Source organism: Microbacterium sp. WCS2018Hpa-9, from assembly GCF_031843745.1.
Taxonomy (GTDB): Bacteria; Actinomycetota; Actinomycetes; order Actinomycetales; family Microbacteriaceae; genus Microbacterium.
This window is the reverse complement of record NZ_JAVTIY010000005.1, coordinates 240,229-258,536: the sequence shown is the minus strand read 5'-3', so window position 1 is coordinate 258,536 and position 18,308 is coordinate 240,229. Positions and strand designations below refer to the sequence as shown.

At 66.8% G+C, this 18,308-nt stretch carries 17 protein-coding genes and 1 tRNA gene; 10 read left to right on the top strand and 8 right to left on the bottom strand.

Annotation, left to right across the window (positions count from 1 at the left end; genetic code table 11):
- Window positions 1-9 precede the first annotated feature (9 nt).
- The 4 genes from sufC to sufB are packed head-to-tail and all read right to left on the bottom strand — an operon-like array spanning window position 10 to window position 3,728.
- A complete protein-coding gene (sufC, locus tag RQG82_RS12440) occupies window positions 10-780 on the bottom strand; it encodes a Fe-S cluster assembly ATPase SufC (protein ID WP_311259379.1) in 771 nt (256 codons plus the stop codon).
- Window positions 781-1,107, bottom strand: a complete 327-nt coding sequence (locus RQG82_RS12435) for a non-heme iron oxygenase ferredoxin subunit (protein ID WP_042537584.1) — start codon at window positions 1,105-1,107, stop codon at window positions 781-783.
- On the bottom strand, window positions 1,104-2,309 hold the full coding sequence (gene sufD, locus RQG82_RS12430) for a Fe-S cluster assembly protein SufD (protein ID WP_311259378.1): 1,206 nt from the start codon (window positions 2,307-2,309) through the stop codon (window positions 1,104-1,106). Before sufD ends, RQG82_RS12435 begins: the two co-directional genes overlap by 4 nt.
- Window positions 2,310-3,728 carry a Fe-S cluster assembly protein SufB gene (sufB, locus tag RQG82_RS12425; protein ID WP_311259377.1) on the bottom strand — a complete coding sequence of 473 codons (1,419 nt, stop codon included), beginning with the start codon at window positions 3,726-3,728 and terminating at the stop codon, window positions 2,310-2,312.
- 233 nt (window positions 3,729-3,961) lie between these two features.
- Between sufB and RQG82_RS12420 the strand changes: the two genes are divergently transcribed.
- Both RQG82_RS12420 and RQG82_RS12415 read left to right on the top strand, forming a co-directional pair.
- Window positions 3,962-5,065: a COX15/CtaA family protein gene (locus tag RQG82_RS12420; RefSeq protein WP_311259376.1), complete on the top strand. Its 1,104-nt coding sequence runs from the start codon at window positions 3,962-3,964 to the stop codon at window positions 5,063-5,065.
- A 100-nt stretch (window positions 5,066-5,165) separates the two neighbouring features.
- Window positions 5,166-5,609, top strand: coding sequence for a hypothetical protein (locus tag RQG82_RS12415; RefSeq protein ID WP_311259375.1), 444 nt, complete (start codon window positions 5,166-5,168; stop codon window positions 5,607-5,609).
- Here RQG82_RS12415 and RQG82_RS12410 read toward each other — a convergent pair.
- A complete protein-coding gene (locus tag RQG82_RS12410) occupies window positions 5,555-6,460 on the bottom strand; it encodes a heme o synthase (RefSeq protein WP_311259482.1) in 906 nt (301 codons plus the stop codon). The two genes, RQG82_RS12415 and RQG82_RS12410, sit on opposite strands and share 55 nt — an antisense overlap.
- Window positions 6,461-6,827: 367 nt before the next feature.
- Between RQG82_RS12410 and tkt the strand changes: the two genes are divergently transcribed.
- The 6 genes from tkt to pgl are packed head-to-tail and all read left to right on the top strand — an operon-like array spanning window position 6,828 to window position 14,927.
- On the top strand, window positions 6,828-8,924 hold the full coding sequence (gene tkt, locus RQG82_RS12405) for a transketolase (RefSeq protein WP_311259374.1): 2,097 nt from the start codon (window positions 6,828-6,830) through the stop codon (window positions 8,922-8,924).
- The gene (tal, locus tag RQG82_RS12400; protein ID WP_311259373.1) at window positions 8,921-10,033 is read left to right on the top strand and encodes a transaldolase; all 1,113 of its coding nucleotides are present in this window, start codon (window positions 8,921-8,923) and stop codon (window positions 10,031-10,033) included. Before tkt ends, tal begins: the two co-directional genes overlap by 4 nt.
- The gene (locus RQG82_RS12395) at window positions 10,030-11,637 is read left to right on the top strand and encodes a glucose-6-phosphate isomerase (protein ID WP_311259372.1); all 1,608 of its coding nucleotides are present in this window, start codon (window positions 10,030-10,032) and stop codon (window positions 11,635-11,637) included. Before tal ends, RQG82_RS12395 begins: the two co-directional genes overlap by 4 nt.
- A gap of 22 nt (window positions 11,638-11,659) precedes the next feature.
- Entirely contained in the window at window positions 11,660-13,210 is a 1,551-nt protein-coding gene (zwf, locus tag RQG82_RS12390) for a glucose-6-phosphate dehydrogenase (protein WP_311259371.1), read from the top strand.
- The gene (locus RQG82_RS12385; RefSeq protein WP_311259370.1) at window positions 13,207-14,142 is read left to right on the top strand and encodes a glucose-6-phosphate dehydrogenase assembly protein OpcA; all 936 of its coding nucleotides are present in this window, start codon (window positions 13,207-13,209) and stop codon (window positions 14,140-14,142) included. Before zwf ends, RQG82_RS12385 begins: the two co-directional genes overlap by 4 nt.
- Window positions 14,142-14,927 (top strand): 6-phosphogluconolactonase, encoded by a 786-nt coding sequence (gene pgl, locus RQG82_RS12380; protein ID WP_311259369.1) that lies wholly within the window; start codon window positions 14,142-14,144, stop codon window positions 14,925-14,927. The genes RQG82_RS12385 and pgl overlap by 1 nt, the downstream gene beginning before the upstream one ends.
- A gap of 20 nt (window positions 14,928-14,947) precedes the next feature.
- Here pgl and RQG82_RS12375 read toward each other — a convergent pair whose 3' ends face one another.
- Window positions 14,948-15,937, bottom strand: coding sequence for a DMT family transporter (locus RQG82_RS12375; protein ID WP_311259481.1), 990 nt, complete (start codon window positions 15,935-15,937; stop codon window positions 14,948-14,950).
- Between the two features lie 61 nt (window positions 15,938-15,998).
- Here RQG82_RS12375 and def point away from each other — a divergent pair, with 61 nt between their 5' ends.
- Together def and RQG82_RS12365 are read left to right on the top strand one after the other, a co-directional pair.
- A complete protein-coding gene (gene def / locus RQG82_RS12370; RefSeq protein WP_311259368.1) occupies window positions 15,999-16,565 on the top strand; it encodes a peptide deformylase in 567 nt (188 codons plus the stop codon).
- 127 nt (window positions 16,566-16,692) lie between these two features.
- A complete protein-coding gene (locus tag RQG82_RS12365) occupies window positions 16,693-17,199 on the top strand; it encodes a septum formation family protein (RefSeq protein ID WP_311259367.1) in 507 nt (168 codons plus the stop codon).
- Between the two features lie 142 nt (window positions 17,200-17,341).
- Here RQG82_RS12365 and RQG82_RS12360 read toward each other — a convergent pair.
- Both RQG82_RS12360 and RQG82_RS12355 read right to left on the bottom strand, forming a co-directional pair.
- A tRNA-Asn gene (locus RQG82_RS12360) sits at window positions 17,342-17,417 on the bottom strand.
- Between the two features lie 96 nt (window positions 17,418-17,513).
- The gene (locus tag RQG82_RS12355) at window positions 17,514-18,287 is read right to left on the bottom strand and encodes an ATP-binding cassette domain-containing protein (RefSeq protein WP_311259366.1); all 774 of its coding nucleotides are present in this window, start codon (window positions 18,285-18,287) and stop codon (window positions 17,514-17,516) included.
- Window positions 18,288-18,308 lie beyond the last annotated feature (21 nt).

Below are 18,308 nucleotides of genomic sequence, written 5' to 3'. Positions count from 1 at the left end.
CGAATCAGCCTACGCCTCGATGGGGGCTGCGGGGTCGAGGAAACGGTCGTATCCCTCGTCCTCGAGCCGGTCGGCGAGCTCCGGGCCGCCCTCTTCGACGATCTTGCCCGCGACGATCACGTGCACGAAGTCGGGGCGGATGTAGCGGAGGATGCGAGTGTAGTGCGTGATGAGCAGCACGCCGAGACCCGTCGACTCCTTGGCGCGGTTGACGCCCTCGGAGACGATCTTCAGCGCGTCGACGTCGAGACCGGAGTCGGTCTCGTCGAGGACTGCGAACTTCGGCTTGAGCACCTCGAGCTGGAGGATCTCGTGACGCTTCTTCTCGCCACCCGAGAAGCCCTCGTTGACGTTGCGCTGGGCGAACTTCGGGTCCATACGGAGGTTGGACATGGCCGCCTTGACGTCCTTGGTCCACCCGCGGATCGCCGGAGCCTCGCCGTCGATCGCGGTCTTGGCCGTGCGGAGGAAGTTCGTCACCGTCACACCGGGGATCTCGACCGGGTACTGCATCGCGAGGAACAGGCCCGCACGAGCGCGCTCGTCGACGCTCATGGCGAGGACGTCCTGGCCGTCGAACGTGATCGAGCCGGACGCCACCGTGTACTTCGGGTGGCCGGCGATCGTGTAAGCGAGAGTCGACTTGCCCGAGCCGTTGGGGCCCATGATCGCGTGCGTCTCACCCGTGTTCATCGTGAGGGTGATTCCGTTGAGGATCGGGGTGATTCCCGCCTCGGTCTCGACCGTCACGTAGAGGTCGCGGATTTCGAGAACAGACATTCAGACTTCCTTCGTCACGGTCGGGTCGATGAGCACGTCGTCGCCGTCGATCTCGACGACGTAGACCGGAACGGGCTCATAAGCAGGGAGATTCTGGGGCTTGCCGGTGAGCAGCGAGAACGCCGAGCCGTGGGCCCAGCATTCCACTGTCTCTCCTTCGACGAAGCCCTCGGAGAGTGAGATGTCACCGTGGGTGCAGGTGTCTCCGATGGCGTGGATCACGCCTTCGGAGTCCTTGATGACGGTGATCGGCACGCCGTTCGGCTCGACACGCAGCGGCATGTCCTGCTCGAGTTCGGCTACACCGCAGACGCGCTCGGCGGTCATGCGTTCACCTCGGCGAGCTCCGTCTCGATCGCGGCGAGAAGCTCGGCCTCCAGCGCGGGGATTCCCAGGCGCTGGACGATGTCGGTGAGGAAGCCGAGCACGACGAGGCGGCGTGCTTCCTCTTCGCTGATCCCTCGGGCCTGCAGGTAGAACAGCTGCTCGTCATCGAAACGACCGGTGGCGCTGGCATGGCCGGCTCCGAGGATGTCCCCGGTCTCGATCTCGAGGTTCGGGATCGAGTCGGCGCGAGCACCCTCGGTGAGCACCAGGTTGCGGTTGGCCTCGTACGAATCGGTGCCGTTCGCGTGGGCGCCGATCAGCACGTCGCCGATCCAGACACTGTGCGCGCCCTGACCCTGGAGCGCGCCCTTGTAGAGCACGTCGCCCTTGGTGTGCGGCCCCTTGTGGTGCAGGAAGACCTGGCTCTCGAGGTGCTGGCCGGCGTCGGCGTAGGAGAGACCGTAGAGGTAGCCCTCCGAGCCTGCGCCTGCGAGCTCGACGCTCGGGTTCACCCGGACGACGCCGCCGCCGAAGCTGATGACGAAGTGCTTGAGGGTGGCATCCGCGTCGACGCGAGCCTGGTGCGCCGAGGTGTGCACTGCCTCGTCCTGCCACTGCTGCAGGCTGATGACGGTGAGCTTCGCTCCGTCGCGCACGATGATCTCGACGTTCTGCGAGTACTGCGCAGCGCCCGTGTGCTGGAGCACGACGGTGGCGGAGCTGTGCTCGAGCGCTTCGATCACGATGTGCGCGTCGGCGCGACGGTCTGCACCGAGCCCGTCGATCGCGACGAAGACGGGCTCAGCGACCTCTTCTTCACGCGGGATGCGGATGTGCAGCGCCTCGGGCGAGCCCTGCCATGCGATCGCGGCGGTGATGTCCTCCGCGAGGAAGACCTCTCCGCGCGGCGCATCGCCGGCCGCCAGCGGCGCCGACACGTACTGCTCCCCCGAGCCGAACGAGTAGTTCACGCCTTCTCCCGAGCCCGCGACCTCGAAGAGAGGCGAGAGCTTGGCGACCGGAGTGTGCTTCCAGTTGACCTCGCGGCCGGTCGGCGCACCGAAGTCGTCAGGGTCGAAGGAGTGGGGGCGCTCCGAGCGGGTCTGCACCGGAACGAATCCGGCGGATGAGACCTGTGCTGCGGGGTCGATGTGCGCGTTCGTGTGCTGCGCCTCGCTGGGCGCTGTCGTCGAGGCCGCCATTTAGCCGACCGATCCTTCCATGCCCATTTCGATGAGCTTGTTCAGTTCCATCGCGTACTCCATGGGCAGCTCGCGCGCGATCGGCTCGATGAAGCCGCGCACGATCATCGCCATCGCCTCGTCCTCGGGCATGCCGCGAGACTGCAGGTAGAAGAGCTGCTCTTCACTGACCTTCGAGACGGTCGCCTCGTGGCCGAGCTGCACGTCGTCGACGCGGATGTCGATCGCCGGATACGTGTCGGAGCGCGACTTGGTGTCGACCAGCAGAGCGTCGCAGCGCACGGTGTTCGCGGAGTGATGCGCGTTGGCGTCCACCCGGACCTCACCGCGGTATCCCGCACGACCGCCACCACGGGCGATCGACTTCGAGACGATCGACGACTGGGTGTACGGCGCCATGTGGATCATCTTCGCGCCGGCGTCCTGGTGCTGACCGGGGCCCGCGAAGGCGACCGAGAGCGTCTCGCCCTTGGCGTGCTCGCCCATCAGGTAGATCGACGGGTACTTCATCGTCACCTTGGAGCCGATGTTGCCGTCGACCCACTCCATCGTCGCGCCCTCGTGTGCGACCGCACGCTTGGTGACGAGGTTGTAGACGTTGTTCGACCAGTTCTGGATCGTCGTGTACCGAACGCGGGCGTTCTTCTTCACGATGATCTCGACCACGGCCGAGTGCAGCGAGTCCGACTTGTAGATCGGAGCCGTGCAGCCCTCGATGTAGTGGATGTAGCTGTCCTCGTCGGCGATGATCAGCGTCCGCTCGAACTGGCCCATGTTCTCGGTGTTGATGCGGAAGTACGCCTGCAGCGGGATCTCGACGTGCACCCCCTTGGGGACGTAGACGAACGAGCCGCCAGACCACACGGCGGTGTTCAGCGCGGCGAACTTGTTGTCGCCGGCGGGGATCACCGTTCCGAAGTACTCCTCGAAGAACTCCGGGTGCTCACGCAGCGCCGTGTCGGTGTCCATGAAGATGACACCCTGCTCCTCCAGGTCCTCGCGGATCTGGTGGTAGACGACCTCGGACTCGTACTGTGCGGCGACTCCGGCGACGAGGCGCTGGCGCTCGGCCTCGGGGATGCCGAGGCGCTCGTAGGTCTCGCGGATCTCGACAGGCAGGTCCTCCCAGGACTGCGCCTGCTTCTCCGTGGAGCGCACGAAGTATTTGATGTTGTCGAAGTCGATCTCGCTGAGGTCTGCACCCCAGGTCGGCATCGGCTTGCGTCCGAAGAGCTGGTATCCCTTGAGGCGGGTCTTCAGCATCCATTCGGGCTCGTGCTTGAGCGCCGAGATCCCGCGGACCACCTCTTCAGAGATTCCACGCTTGGCGATGGCTCCGGCGGCATCTTCGTCATGCCATCCGAATTCGTACACCCCCAGGCCGTCAAGCTCCGGGCGGTCGATCAGTACATCCGACATCACACACTCTCCTCACAGGTCCCAAAACGGTGTCATCCGCCCCGACACACCTGATCCCCGTCGAGTCTGCGGGAGCGGGTGCCGTTGGTGGGCCCTCATCACCGGCGCATCCATCGCGCCTAAACTGTTGGTGATGCTTCAGCGCGGTAAGCGCTCATCACAACAATCCGATTCTACAGGTTCCGCCTGAAGACAGGGCCGCTCGCCGTGTCCGGGCGGTTCGGAGAAGACTTATGCCCCAGACCTCGATCTCCTCCCCCGTGAACGCACCGGCGTCGGCGCACGCGATGCTCTGGGGACGAGCGCTCCGCGTCTTCGCCTGGCTGTCTTTCCTGGCCCAGACGATCATCATCGGCACCGGTGGCGCAGTGCGCCTCACCGGATCCGGCCTCGGATGCTCTGAGTGGCCGCTCTGCACTCCCGAGTCGCTCGTTCCGATCTATGCCGATCAGGGAATCCACGGAATCATCGAGTTCGGCAACCGTGTCATGACGGGCGTGGTCGGCATCGTCGCCCTCGCCGTTCTGCTTCTCGTGCTGGCGCGTACCGGCGGCCGGCTCCTGGTCTTCTCGGCCCTGCGCTTCGCGGCTGCCGGCATCGTCGCGGCCGTCGTCACCTTCGTGATCGTGTCGCTGTTCTCGCTTCCCGCGACCCCGTTCGCCATGGGCGCTCTGCTCATCGCCGTGATCGCGGCCATGGTGCGCTCGGTCCGCCTGACGACCGAGCGACGTGATCTCGTCATCCTCGCCTGGATCGTTCTGCTCGGAGTCGTCGCGCAGGCACTCGTCGGCGGCATCACCGTGCTCACGGGCCTGAACCCCTTCATCGTCGGGTTCCACTACGTGTCGTCTCTGCTGCTGGTGTGCGTCACCGCGGCGTTCCTGGTGCGCCTCTACGGGCAGCCGGGTCCGAGGGAGCGCGCGGTCCCGAAGTGGTTCGCGATCCTGAGCCATGTCACCGGCCTTGCTCTCGCCGTCACGATCGTCTTCGGCGTTCTCACCACCGGCTCCGGCCCGCATTCAGGTGATGCAGACGTGCTGCGTCACGGGTTCGACGCCACTGTGCTCGCGCACGTCCACGCGTGGCCCGGATACATCCTCGCCGCCCTCGTCGCCGCGCTCACCATCTCGGCGTGGGCGCTGCGTCTCGAGCCTCGCAAGTGGCTGCTCGTGCTCGTGATCGCGATCCTCGTGCAGGTCGGTGTCGGCATCTGGCAGGCGCGTGAGGGTCTTCCTCCCCTGCTCGTCGGGATCCACATGGTGCTCGCATCGCTCTCGGCCGCGGCATACACGGTCGTGGTGCTGCACCTGAAGAAGCCGCTCGCTCCCCGGGAGTGACCGAGCGCGCCGATTGCTCGGCGCTCTCCGCGCCCTCGGCACAGTGGATGCATAGCTGCGGCATCAGAGGCTCATCAGCTCGTCGTGCAACGTGGCTGGCATGAACAAGTCACTGACACGCAGCATCGGCTTCTGGCTCCTCCTCGCACTCTCGCTCGCCTCGGCCGGTGTGGGCGGTTGGCTCATCGCCGGTCAGATCGGCACCATGACGAGCACTCTGCTCGACGGCACGGCCACCGGCATCGAGGTCTACGTCGGGCAGTCGCTCGTCGTCGTCGGCGCCGGGCTTCTGGGCGCAGGCGTCATCGGCATCCTGATCGCGGTGGCGCTGAGCGCCGTGCAGGCGCTTCTGCCGTCCCCCACCCCCGTCGTCGTCGAGCCGATCGACTGGAACGCCGAATCAGACGGCGTCGACGACAACGAGACCACGACGGTCGAGAGCGATGCGACCGACGCGGATGCCGCGCAGATCACCGAGGACGACGAGACTCAGAACGGCAGCAGCGGGTCGACGGCGACGGCTACGAAGATCAGCGTCAAGTAGGTGATCGAGGCGTGGAAGACTCGCATCGGCCGCGCCTCGTTGCCCCGCACCGCCTGGTTGTACAGACGGTGCGACTCGTAGATGAACCAGCCGCCGAACACGGCGGCCGAGACGCCGTAGACGAGGCCCATGTTCGCGATCGGGATCAGCAGCAGCGAGCAGGCGACGGTGGCCCAGGCATAAAGGATGACCTGGAGTCCGACCTGCGAGGCGTTGCGGGTCACGCCGAGCATGGGCACGTCGACGTCTTCGTAGTCGTCTTTGTACTTCATCGAGAGTGGCCAGTAGTGCGGCGGCGTCCAGAGGAAGATGAGTGCGAAGAGGATGAACGCCGGCCAGTCCAGCGAACCGGTGACGGCGGCCCAGCCGATGAGCACGGGGAAGCATCCGGCGATGCCGCCCCAGATGATGTTCTGCTCCGTGCGGCGCTTGAGGATCATCGTGTAGATCACGACGTAGAAGAAGATGGCGGATGCCGACAGCGTCGCGGCCAGCCAGTTCGTCGTGTACCACAGCCATACGGTCGAGACCACGGCCAGCGTCCACGAGAAGATCAGAGCGCCCCTCGGGGTGATCTCACCCGTGACGAGCGGACGGTTCTCGGTGCGATGCATATGGGCGTCGATGTCGCGGTCGAGATACATGTTGAACGCCGCGGCGGACCCCGCGCTCAACGATCCGCCGATGACGGTGGCCAGAACCAGCCACATATCGGGTAGACCGCCCTGGGCGAGGAACATCACCGGGACGGTCGACACCAGCAGCAGTTCGAGGACGCGCGGCTTGGTGAGGGCGACGTACGCCTTCACGGTGCGACCGATGGACTTCTTCACAACGGTCTGATCAGACATCGTCGAGATCTCGATCGCCTCCTCCACACGCGTCACGACAGCGTTTCCCAGTCTAGGGCACGCGAGACGAGAGGCTCGCCCGCCGTCCGTCCGTGAGCCGTGTTCCCTTCTGCATCCGCCTCGCCCGGGTGTCACGGAATCGCGTTCCAGAAACCCTGATCCGCAGTCCCACCGGGCCGCGGAAGCCGCGACAGATCCAGGGAATTACTGGAAGGACGGAGCGTTGTAAAGGGGGGTAATGGGTCAAACCTCGGCGCTATGCTGAAATGACTCGCGCGCCCAGCGCACATCACAAACCCTTCCGTAGCGTTGCGGACTGCGATCGTGCAATCCGGGCGCTCTCGAACAGTTGCAGAAGGGCTTCACAGTGTCGGAATTGCAGTGGGATGAGATCGACCGACGCGCGGTGGACACCGCGCGTCTTCTGGCTGCGGATGCCGTGGAGAAGGTCGGCAACGGCCACCCCGGCACTGCCATGAGCCTGGCTCCGGCCGCGTATCTCCTCTACCAGCGGGTGCTGCGTCACGATCCGACCGACACCGACTGGCTTGGTCGCGACCGCTTCATCCTCTCGGTCGGACACTCCTCCCTCACCCAGTACGTGCAGCTCTACCTGGGCGGCTTCGGCCTCGAGCTCGACGACCTCAAGGCGCTGCGCACCTGGGGCTCGCTCACCCCCGGACACCCCGAGTACGGCCACACCAAGGGCGTCGAGATCACCACCGGCCCGCTCGGCCAGGGACTCGCCTCCGCAGTGGGCTTCGCCTACGCCGCTCGCTACGAGCGCGGTCTCTTCGACCCCGAGGCCGAAGCGGGCACCAGCCCGTTCGACCACTTCGTCTATGTGATCGCCGGCGACGGCGACCTCCAGGAGGGCGTCACCAGCGAGGCCTCCTCGCTCGCCGGCCACCAGGAGCTCGGCAACCTCATCGCGATCTACGACTCCAACCAGATCTCGATCGAGGACGACACGAACGTCGCCTTCACCGAAGACGTGGCCAAGCGCTACGAGGCCTACGGCTGGCAGGTGCAGACCGTCGACTGGAAGAAGTCCGGAGAGTACGTCGAAGACGTCGCCGAGCTCCACGCCGCCATCGAGGCTGCGAAGGGCGAGACCTCCAAGCCCTCGCTCATCATCCTGAAGACGATCATCGGCTGGCCGTCGCCGGGCAAGCAGAACTCCGGCAAGATCCACGGATCCGCCCTGGGTGGCGACGAGCTCGCCGCGACCAAGAAGGTCCTCGGATTCGACGCCGACGAGCACTTCGCCGTCGCTGACGACGTCATCGCCCGCACCCGTGGCCTCGCTGACCGCGCCGCCGAGAGCCGCGCCGCATGGCAGCAGTCGTTCGACGCCTGGGCCGCCGCCAACCCCGAGCGCAAGGCCCTCCTCGACCGCCTCGAGGCCAAGGAGCTTCCGGCAGACATCGCCACGGCGCTTCCCGTCTTCGAGAGCGGCAAGGACGTCTCGACCCGTGCAGCCTCGGGACAGGTCATCAACGCTCTCGCCGCCGAGCTTCCCGAACTCTGGGGTGGCTCGGCCGACCTCGCCGAGTCGAACCTCACCACGATCAAGGACTCCAAGTCCTTCATCCCCGCCGAGTGGTCGACGCACGAGTGGTCTGGCGACCCCTACGGCCGTGTGCTGCACTTCGGCATCCGTGAGCACGCCATGGGCGCGATCGTCAACGGCATCGTGCTGCACGGCCCGACGCGCGCCTTCGGCGGCACGTTCCTCATCTTCAGCGACTACATGCGCCCGCCGGTGCGTCTGGCCGCGCTGATGAACGTGCCCAGCATCTTCGTCTGGACGCACGACTCCGTCGCTCTCGGCGAAGACGGGCCCACGCATCAGCCGATCGAGCAGATCGCGACGCTGCGCGCCATCCCGAATTTCACCCTGGTGCGCCCCGCCGACGCCAACGAGACCTCAGCCGCATGGCTCGAGATCCTCCGTCGGCATGAGGGCCCGGCCGGCATCGCCCTGACACGCCAGAACATCCCGGTGTTCGAGCGCGGACAGGGCACAGCCGAGGGCGATGTCTTCGCCTCGACCGACGGCGTCGCGAAGGGCGCCTACGTGCTCGCCGAGGCTCCGAACGGAACCCCCGACGTGATCATCGTCGCGACGGGCTCCGAGGTGCAGCTCGCGGTCGACGCCCGTGCGGCACTCGCCGACGAGGGCATCAACGTGCGCGTCGTCTCCGCTCCGTCGCTCGAGTGGTTCGAGGAGCAGGACGAGGCATACCGCGAGTCGGTCCTGCCGAAGGCCGTCACGGCCCGCGTCTCGGTGGAAGCCGGTTCCGTGCTCAGCTGGCGCGGCATCGTGGGCGACCGCGGCCGCTCGGTCGGCATCGACCACTTCGGCGCCTCCGCCGACTACAAGACCCTGTTCCAGAAGTTCGGCATCACCACCGAGGCCGTCATCGCGGCCGCACGCGAGACCATCAAGGAGAACGCATGAGCACCCCCACCGCAGACCTCGCAGCAGCCGGTGTCAGCATCTGGCTCGACGACCTGTCACGCACCCGTATCTCCTCCGGCAACCTCGCCGAGCTGATCGAGACCCGCAACGTCGTCGGCGTCACGACCAACCCGACGATCTTCGCCAATGCGATCACCGATAAGAACAACACGTCGTACGACGCGCAGGTCACCGAGCTCGCCGCATCGGGCGCCACGGCTGAAGAAGCCGTCTTCGCGGCGACCACGCAGGACGTCGCCGCCGCTCTCGACATCTTCCGCCCCGTGTGGGAGAAGTCGGGTCACGTGGACGGCCGCGTCTCGATCGAGGTCTCCCCCGACCTCGCACACGACACCGAGGGCACCGTCGAGCAGGCCAAGAAGCTCTGGGCCAAGGTCGACCGGCCGAACCTGCTCGTGAAGATCCCCGCGACGAAGGCGGGTCTGCCCGCCATCACCGAGGCGATCGCGTCTGGCATCAGCGTCAACGTCACCCTGATCTTCAGCCTCGAGCGCTACGCCGAGGTCATCGACGCGTATCTGACCGGGCTCGAGCGGGCGCACAGTGCCGACTTCGACCTGTCGAGCATCCACTCGGTGGCCTCGTTCTTCGTCTCTCGCGTCGACACCGAGACCGACAAGCGTCTCTCGGCGATCGGGACCGACGAGGCCGAGGCGCTCAAGAGCAAGGCCGGGCTCGCGAACGCGCGTCTCGCCTACGAGCTCTTCGAGCAGAAGTTCGCCGAGAAGCGTGCTCAGGACCTCATCAAGCTCGGTGCGAACGCGCAGCGTCCGCTGTGGGCATCGACCGGCGTCAAGGACCCGGCGCTGCCCGACACTCTGTACGTCACCGAGCTCGTCGCCAAGGACGTCGTCAACACGATGCCCGAGAAGACGCTCGAGGCGACGTTCGACCACGGGGTGGTCGCGGGCGACACAATCACGAGTGGCTACGAAGAAGCCCGCGCGGTGTTCGCCGGCCTCGCCGACCTCGGGATCGACTTCACCGACGTCACGCAGGTGCTCGAGGACGAGGGCGTCGCCAAGTTCATCGACTCGTGGCACGACCTGCTGACGCAGGTGGCCGAGGGCCTCGAGGCGCAGCGATGACCTTTGCGATCCACGCCTCTGGCGCGGCTCGGGTCGCGATCGACGAGACGGTCCCCGCTCTCGTCCACGACCTCGTCGCCTCGCGTGTGACCGGTGGCGACGCGGCCCTGTGGGGCCCGGCAGCCGAATCAGAGGCGTCGATCCGTCTGGGTTGGGTCGAGGCGGTGTCCGTCTCGCGTCCTCTGGTCGCCGAGATCGCCGCCCTGCGCGCCGATCTGCAAGCGAACGGTGTGACGAGAGTCGTGCTCGCGGGCATGGGCGGCTCGTCGCTCGCCCCCGAGGTGATCGCTCAGACCGCGGGCGTGCCGCTCACGATCCTCGACTCGACGTCTCCGAGCCAGGTCCTCGCCGCACTCGACGGTGGTCTGCAGGAGACCGCACTCGTGGTGTCGTCGAAGTCCGGCTCGACGGTCGAGACCGACTCGCAGCGGCGCACGTTCGAGGCCGCGTTCCGCGACATCGGCATCGACCCCGTCGAGCGCATCATCGTGGTGACCGACCCGGGCTCGCCGCTCGACGCCGCCGCTCGCGAAGCCGGCTATCGCGTGTTCAACGCCGACCCCAACGTCGGCGGACGCTACTCGGCGCTCACCGCGTTCGGACTCGTGCCGACCGGCCTCGCCGGCGCTGACATCGACGAGCTCCTCGACGAGGCAGAGGCCTCGCTCCTCGAGGTCGCGATCGATTCGGCCGACAACCCCGCCCTGCGCCTGGCCGCGGCGATCTCCGCCACGGTGCCTCGTCGCGACAAGCTCGGCCTGATCACCGACGGCACGCACATCAACGGCCTGCCCGACTGGATCGAGCAGCTCATCGCCGAGTCCACCGGCAAGGACGGCACCGGCATCCTGCCCGTCGTGCTGCTGCCCGTGTCGCCCGAGCTCGATTCCCAGCCGTCCGATCTGCAGATCGTGCGGCTCGTCGACGACGCGAACGAGTTCCACCTGCGCGAGCGACACGAAGGCGAGATCCTCGTCAGCGGTTCGCTGGGTGCGCAGCTCATCGTCTGGGAGTACGCGACGGCGATCGCCGGCTACCTGCTCGGGATCAATCCCTTCGATCAGCCCGACGTCGAGTCGGCGAAGGTCGCGGCGCGCGGTCTGCTCGACGCCCGTCCGGCACCGACCGCTCCGGCATTCGTCGAGAACGGCGTCGAGGTTCGCGTGTCCGACCCCGCTCTCGCGGCATCCGGAACCGTCGAGGGTGTGCTCGACGCGCTGTGGGCTGCGCTGCCGGCGGACGGCTACGTGTCGATCCAGGCATACGTCAACCGGCTCGACGTCCCGCAGCTACAGGGTCTTCGCGAGCTCGTCGCCGCCGACTCCGGTCGTCCGACAACGTTCGGTTGGGGGCCCCGGTTCCTGCACTCCACCGGCCAGTATCACAAGGGCGGACCGGCGCAGGGCGTGTTCCTGCAGATCCTGGAGCGCACCGACGTCGATCTCGAGATCCCCGAGCGACCGTTCACGTTCGGCCAGCTCATCGAGGCACAGGCGGCCGGCGATGCCGGCGTCCTGGCCGAGCACGGCCGCCCGGTCGTCTCCCTGACGATCACCGATTCGTCGGCCGACGTCCTCACCCTCTTCGAAGCCGCACAGAAGTAACAGCCAGGAGAATCCCCCACTGATGTCTGTTCCAATCTCGCGCGGGCACAACCCGCTGCGTGACCCCGATGATCGCCGTCTCAACCGGATCGCGGGGCCCAGTGCTCTCGTGATCTTCGGTGTGACTGGAGACCTGTCACGCAAGAAGCTCATGCCCGCCGTCTACGACCTCGCCAACCGCGGGCTCCTGCCACCCGGGTTCGCTCTCGTCGGCTTCGCCCGACGCGACTGGGAGGACCAGGACTTCGCCCAGGTCGTCTACGACGCCGTCAAGCAGCACGCTCGCACGCCGTTCCGCGAGGAGACCTGGGCGCAGCTGCTCCAGGGCATCCGCTTCGTCTCGGGCGAGTTCGACAACGCCGAGTCGTTCCGCAAGCTCCGTGAGACCGTCGACCAGCTCGACGTCGAACGCGGCACGATGGGCAACCACGCGTTCTACCTGTCGATCCCGCCGAAGGACTTCCCTCTCGTCGCGAAGCAGCTCAAGGATTCGGGTCTCGTCGGTGCGAACGACGATGACGACGAGCGCTGGCGCCGTGTCGTGATCGAGAAGCCGTTCGGCCACGACCTCGAGTCGGCACGCGAGCTCAACGCCGCCCTCGAGGTGGCGTTCTCGGCCGACTCGATCTTCCGCATCGATCACTACCTCGGCAAGGAGACAGTCCAGAACATCCTGGCGCTGCGCTTCGCGAACGAGCTGTACGAGCCGATCTGGAACCGCAACTACGTCGACCACGTGCAGATCACGATGGCCGAGGACATCGGCGTCGGAGGCCGTGCGGGATACTACGACGGCGTCGGTGCCGCGCGCGATGTCATCCAGAACCACCTGCTGCAGCTGCTCGCGCTCACCGCGATGGAAGAGCCGATCAGCCTCTCCGCCGAGCACCTCCGCGCCGAGAAGGAGAAGGTACTCGCCGCGGTGCACGTTCCCGAAGACCTCGCACTCGCCACGGCCCGCGGTCAGTACGCGGGCGGCTGGCAGGGTGGCGAGCAGGTCACCGGCTTCCTCGACGAGGACGGGATGAACCCGGAATCCGCTACCGAGACGTATGCCGCGATCAAGCTCGAGATCGATACCCGTCGCTGGTCCGGTGTCCCGTTCTACCTCCGCACGGGCAAGCGTCTCGGCCGACGTGTCACCGAGGTCGCCGTCGTGTTCAAGAAGGCGCCGGAGCACCTGTTCGGCCGCTCGAACACGTCGGAGCTCGGCCAGAACGCGCTCGTGATCCGCGTCCAGCCCGATGAGGGCGTCACGATCCGCTTCGGCTCGAAGGTGCCGGGCAACGGAACCAACGTGCGCGACGTCACCATGGATTTCGGCTACGGCCACGCGTTCACCGAGGCGAGCCCCGAGGCATACGAACGACTGATCCTCGACGTCCTCCTGGGCGATCCGCCGCTGTTCCCGCGGCATGAAGAGGTCGAGCTCTCCTGGAAGATCCTCGACCCCGTGGAGAAGTACTGGGCAGCCGAGGGTGGTCCGGTCGACCAGTACGCCCCCGGTTCATGGGGTCCGGCATCCGCCGACGACCTCCTTGCCCGTGACGGACGAGTCTGGAGACGCCCATGATCATCGACCTTCCCGACACGACCGTCAGCCAGGTCGCCAAGCAGCTCGTCAAGGTGCGCGAAGAGGGCGGGGCCGTCGCGCTCGGCCGCGTGCTCACACTGATCATCTCGGCCCGCAACGGTGTCGCTGAAGCCGCGATCGACGCGGCCAACGACGCCTCACGCGAGCATCCCATGCGCGTCATCGTGCTCACCACGGGCGACGGCGAATCGCGACTGGACGCGCAGATCCGCGTCGGCGGCGACGCCGGAGCCTCCGAGGTGGTCGTCCTCCGCGCCTACGGAGACGCCGCGAGCAACGAAGAGAGCCTCGTCACGGGGCTGCTTCTGCCCGATGCCCCCGTCGTCGCGTGGTGGCCCGAGGAGGCGCCGAAGTCGCCGGCCGGGTCGCCGCTCGGCAAGATCGCGCAGAGACGCATCACGGATGCCGCGACGGCACCCGACGTCCGTGATCGCCTCGCGCAGCTCGGCGAGACGCATGCTCCGGGAGACACCGACCTCGCCTGGACGCGTCTCACGCACTGGCGCGAGCAGCTCGCCGCCGTGCTCGACCAGCCGCCGTTCGAAGAGGTCACGGCTGTCGAGGTCCGCGGTGGATCCGCTTCGCCGTCGACGGCCCTGCTGGCCGCGTGGCTGCAGATGGCCCTCGAAGTCCCGGTCAAGTGGTCGTACGAAGACCCCGAGCACTGGCAGGAGGGCATCAAGTCGGTGCGGCTTCACCGCTCATCCGGAGACATCCTGCTCGAACGCCCCACTCCGGGAATGGCAGTGCTGACGCAGCCTGATCAGCCCGACCACGACCTGCACCTCCCCCGCCGCACGCTGCGCGAGTGCCTCGCCGAGGAGCTGCGTCGCCTCGACCCGGACGTCCTGTACGGTCGAGTGATCACCGAGGGCTGGGAGAAGCTGGGTCCGCCCGAGACAGGAGAATGATGTCGACGCAGACAGCATCCGCTGAGAAGCGGGTCGTGGTCGAGCCGACGCCCGCGGCACTCGCCGCGAGCGTGGCAGACCGATTCCTGACGCGCCTTCGCGCCCGCACGCGCAACGGCCGCGTCGCTCATATCGCCCTCACGGGCGGCTCCATGGGCGGCGCGGTCCTGCGGGCGACTCGCGAAGACGCTCGGTCGGCTCAGATCGACTGGTCGCTGGTGCATTTCTGGTGGGGCGATGAGCGCTTCGTCGCTCGCGACGACGCCGACCGCAACGCCGTGCAGTCGCGGGAGGCTCTTCTCGACCACATCCCCGTTCCTGCCGAGAACGTGCACGAGGTCGCCGCCGCAAGTGAGGGTCTGACCCTTGACGAGGCTGCAGCCGCCTACGCCGCAGAGCTCGCGCGCTACGGAACCGAGGAGCACCCGTGGCCGTCGTTCGCCGTCTGCTTCCTCGGCGTGGGGCCGGACGGCCACATCGCCTCGCTCTTCCCCGATCGCCCCGAGGTCACGGTGACCGATGCCGCCGCACTGCCGGTGCGGGACTCCCCCAAACCGCCGCCTGAGCGAGTCACCCTGACGCGTCCGGTGCTCAACGCTTCGAAGCGCGTCTGGCTCGTGCTCACGGGCGCAGACAAGGCGTCGGCGCTCGGCCTCGCCCTTGCCGGTGCGAGCTACACGAACGTTCCGGCGGCCGGCGCCAAGGGTCGCAAGCGCACGGTGTTCTTCGTCGACGAGGCTGCCGCCTCAGAGGTCTCTCCTGACCTCATCGATCCCGCGTACTAACCCTGATCGGCAGGATCGGCTCAGGCCTCTTCGGGCTCGCCGCCCGTGGCGTCGTCGCTTCCGCGAGGGATCCCGAGGTCCTGACTGTCGCTGAGCACCTGAGGGTGGTAACGCGCGAGTCCGACGACGCCCCATACGGCGATGGCTCCCGCGATCGCGAAGATCACGAGAACCCACGGCGGTGCAGCGGCTGCCTCGCCGAGGACCACCATGCCGATGAGCACGGCGATCAGGGGGTCTACGACGGTGAGCCCTGCGATGACGAGATCCGGCGGGCCCGAGCTGTAGGCCGTCTGCACGAAGTAGGCTCCGACAGCCGCCGCGGCGATCAGGGCGATCACGCAGACGATGGTGATCCAGTCGAAGTTGCCCGCCTGGACGCGCTTGATGACGACCTTCGCGAGCGTCGCGACGAAGCCGTAGAGGATTCCTGCGCCGACGATGTAGAAGAGCGCACGCATGCGGTGACGAAGGACGAGCCAGCATGCGCCGAGGATGATGATCACGACGAGCAAGATGGCCAGGATCGTGAAGAGCTCTGTGTCGGTGACCTCCTTCTCCGTGGCGAAGATCGCCGCGAAGAAGACGAAGAGGAAGATTCCGCCGACGCAGCACACGATCGCGGTGATCGACTGCTTGGTCGGTGAGTGCCCCGAGATGCGGGCGTTGAGCAGCGTCGTCATGACGAGAGCGATCGCACCGAGCGGCTGAACGACGATCAGGGGCGCCACAGTGAGGGCTGCGAGTTGACACACGATGGCCAAGGCGAGCATCAGAGTCCCGACGAGCCACGACGGCCGAGTCAGCAACCCGCGGACCTGGGTCATTGAGAGGCCGGACGCCCCATTCGCTCCGCTCAGTCGCTCCATCTTCTCGACGCCGCGATGCTGATACTGCGCGCCGAGCGACATGAAGACCGCGCCTGCGAGTGCGAGGGGGATGCCGAGGAGCAGTCCCGGGTTCTGGAACGCGCCTACCAGCTGGTCGGTGACGTCTTCCGCCCCTGTCATCCATACGGAGATGCTCACCCTAAGACCCTACCCGGCGATATGCGCCGAGTAGGGTTATGGCGTGGCTGTTCTTCCTATTCGCATCATGGGCGATCCCGTCCTGCACTCCCCCGCATCCGTCGTCGAAGAGATCACCGACGACATCCGCACGCTCGTCGCCGACATGTTCGAGACGATGGACACCGCGCCCGGTGTCGGTCTGGCCGCACCCCAGGTCGGCGTGCCCCTGCGCATCTACACGTACGCCTACGTGGACGACGACGATCAGCCGTGGCGCGGGGTCCTCATCAACCCCGAACTCTGGATGGTGCCGCTGGAACCGGGCGAGCCAGACGACGAGCTCGAATCCGAAGGATGCCTCTCGTTCCCCGGCGAGCGATTCCCGCTGCGTCGCTCCGAGCGGGTGCGCGTCACAGGCATCGATCTCGACGGCTCGCCCGTCGAGATCTCGGTCGACGGATGGCGTGCGCGCATCATGCAGCACGAGTTCGACCACCTCGACGGGATCCTGTACATCGACCGCCTTTCGGACGGCGACTGGAAGACCGTGCAGAAGATCGCCAAGAAACGCGGATGGGGCAAGCCCGGCGCCAGCTGGGTGCCCGGCGTCGACGATCTCGAAGGCTGACCCGACCTTTCAGCCCAACCACAGCCTTCTCGGAGTTGCATCACAGACTCCGAGCCGGATAGCGTGCTTGAGGCGGGATATCGATATACCCGCTCACCAAGGCTCTGGAGGGGACGAAATGATGAAGATGCGCACGCGACGCGCACTGGCGCTGGCAGGTTCTGCCGTAGCGCTGTCGGTCGCACTGACCGGCTGTAGCGCGCTCAACGGGATTCTGGGAGGAGGCTCCGGAGACGCAGACCGCGACGAGGAGTCCGGTCAGGTCACCGAGAGCTCGAACATCGACATCTTCTCGCTGAAGCTCGGCGACTGCAAGATGGCGAGTGACACCGGCCTGATCGAGGACGCCGACGTCGTCCCGTGCGACCAGCCGCACGACGAAGAGGTCTACTACGAGATCACGATGGACGACGGCGAGTTCTCGGAGGAGAACATCGACGCCGCATCGCAGGAGTGCATCGGCGACGCCTACACGACCTTCGTCGGCATCGCGTTCAATGACTCCGTGCTCGAGGTCTACCCGATCACGCCGACCCAGCAGACCTGGGACGAACTGAACGACCGCGTCGTGCAGTGCGTCATCTCTGACCCCGCTGGTCAGACCACCGGCTCGCTCAAGGGCGCTGCACGCTGATCTGACTCAGATTCGCAGTACGAGGCCCCGTCAGTCGACGGGGCCTCGTTCGCGTTCACAGGGGGGCGCGCCCGGTCTAGACGCATGGCGCGAGGGTTGACGCCACACAAGGGAAAAGCCCCTCCGAAGAGGGGCTTTTCATTGGCTCCCCGGCTTGGACTCGAACCAAGAACCTGCCGGTTAACAGCCGGCTGCTCTGCCAATTGAGCTACCGAGGAATGTGCTCCGCTGCGCGGGCAACTCGTCAATCCTAGCAAACTCCGGAGCCTGCTCGTGACAACGGCCGCAGGTCGGGCGTGTCGTCTGCAACCGCGTCAGTGCCCGGAATCCGCCTCGGCATTCGGGGCCCACAGCAGGTCCTTGCCGACGCCGCGAGCAACCACGTGACCGCCGCGCAGCATCAGCGTCTCGGCGTTCAGCTCGCGGATGAAATCAGCGTCATTCGTGACCAGCAACGCACCCATCCCCTGCTCCTTGCGGCGTCGGGTGATCGCGTCGAACACCACGGGCCGCACCTCGAGGTCGAGGTTGGCGAGGATCTCGTCAGCGATGAGCACCCGCGGCTCGAGCACGAACGATCTGGCTATCGCGACGCGCTGGCGCATGCCGGCGCTGAGCTCATAGGGGAACTTCGAGGCCGTTCCGAGAGGCAGGTGCAGCTCGTCGAGCAGCGTCGCGACTCGGATGGACAGGGCTTTGGTGTTCACCCGCTTCTCGCGGATCAGGATCGGCTCGGAGATGACCTCGCTGACCGTGAGCTGGGGCGGAAGGTCGGCGCCGGCACCCTGCGGCACGAAACCGGTGCGGTAGGTCAGCAGGCGATGTCTGCGACCCGGCCGGCGGATGTCGACTCCGCAGACCTGCGCGCTGCCGCCCACGACCCGGACGGATGGATCGGTCGAACCCGCCAGTGCGGCGACCAGAGTGGACTTGCCCGAGCCTGTCGGGCCGGCGACGCAGATGAGCTCGCCCGGCGCGAGCGAGAAGCTGACCCCGTCGATGGCGCGGGTCGGGCCGCTGTGCCCGATGCGGTCGATCACCAGATCTGAGCTGTCGATCGCATTGGTCGATTCGGGCCGAGAGAACATTCTTCCATCCTGCCCTGCCGC

Coding starts and splice junctions, on each gene's coding strand:
- sufC (WP_311259379.1), bottom strand. CDS start 780: ATGTCTGTTCTCGAAATCCGCGACCTCTACGTGACGGTCGAGACCGAG.
- RQG82_RS12435 (WP_042537584.1), bottom strand. CDS start 1,107: ATGACCGCCGAGCGCGTCTGCGGTGTAGCCGAACTCGAGCAGGACATG.
- sufD (WP_311259378.1), bottom strand. CDS start 2,309: ATGGCGGCCTCGACGACAGCGCCCAGCGAGGCGCAGCACACGAACGCG.
- sufB (WP_311259377.1), bottom strand. CDS start 3,728: ATGTCGGATGTACTGATCGACCGCCCGGAGCTTGACGGCCTGGGGGTG.
- RQG82_RS12420 (WP_311259376.1), top strand. CDS start 3,962: ATGCCCCAGACCTCGATCTCCTCCCCCGTGAACGCACCGGCGTCGGCG.
- RQG82_RS12415 (WP_311259375.1), top strand. CDS start 5,166: ATGAACAAGTCACTGACACGCAGCATCGGCTTCTGGCTCCTCCTCGCA.
- RQG82_RS12410 (WP_311259482.1), bottom strand. CDS start 6,460: ATGTCTGATCAGACCGTTGTGAAGAAGTCCATCGGTCGCACCGTGAAG.
- tal (WP_311259373.1), top strand. CDS start 8,921: ATGAGCACCCCCACCGCAGACCTCGCAGCAGCCGGTGTCAGCATCTGG.
- RQG82_RS12395 (WP_311259372.1), top strand. CDS start 10,030: ATGACCTTTGCGATCCACGCCTCTGGCGCGGCTCGGGTCGCGATCGAC.
- zwf (WP_311259371.1), top strand. CDS start 11,660: ATGTCTGTTCCAATCTCGCGCGGGCACAACCCGCTGCGTGACCCCGAT.
- RQG82_RS12385 (WP_311259370.1), top strand. CDS start 13,207: ATGATCATCGACCTTCCCGACACGACCGTCAGCCAGGTCGCCAAGCAG.
- pgl (WP_311259369.1), top strand. CDS start 14,142: ATGTCGACGCAGACAGCATCCGCTGAGAAGCGGGTCGTGGTCGAGCCG.
- RQG82_RS12375 (WP_311259481.1), bottom strand. CDS start 15,937: ATGACAGGGGCGGAAGACGTCACCGACCAGCTGGTAGGCGCGTTCCAG.
- RQG82_RS12365 (WP_311259367.1), top strand. CDS start 16,693: ATGCGCACGCGACGCGCACTGGCGCTGGCAGGTTCTGCCGTAGCGCTG.
- RQG82_RS12355 (WP_311259366.1), bottom strand. CDS start 18,287: ATGTTCTCTCGGCCCGAATCGACCAATGCGATCGACAGCTCAGATCTG.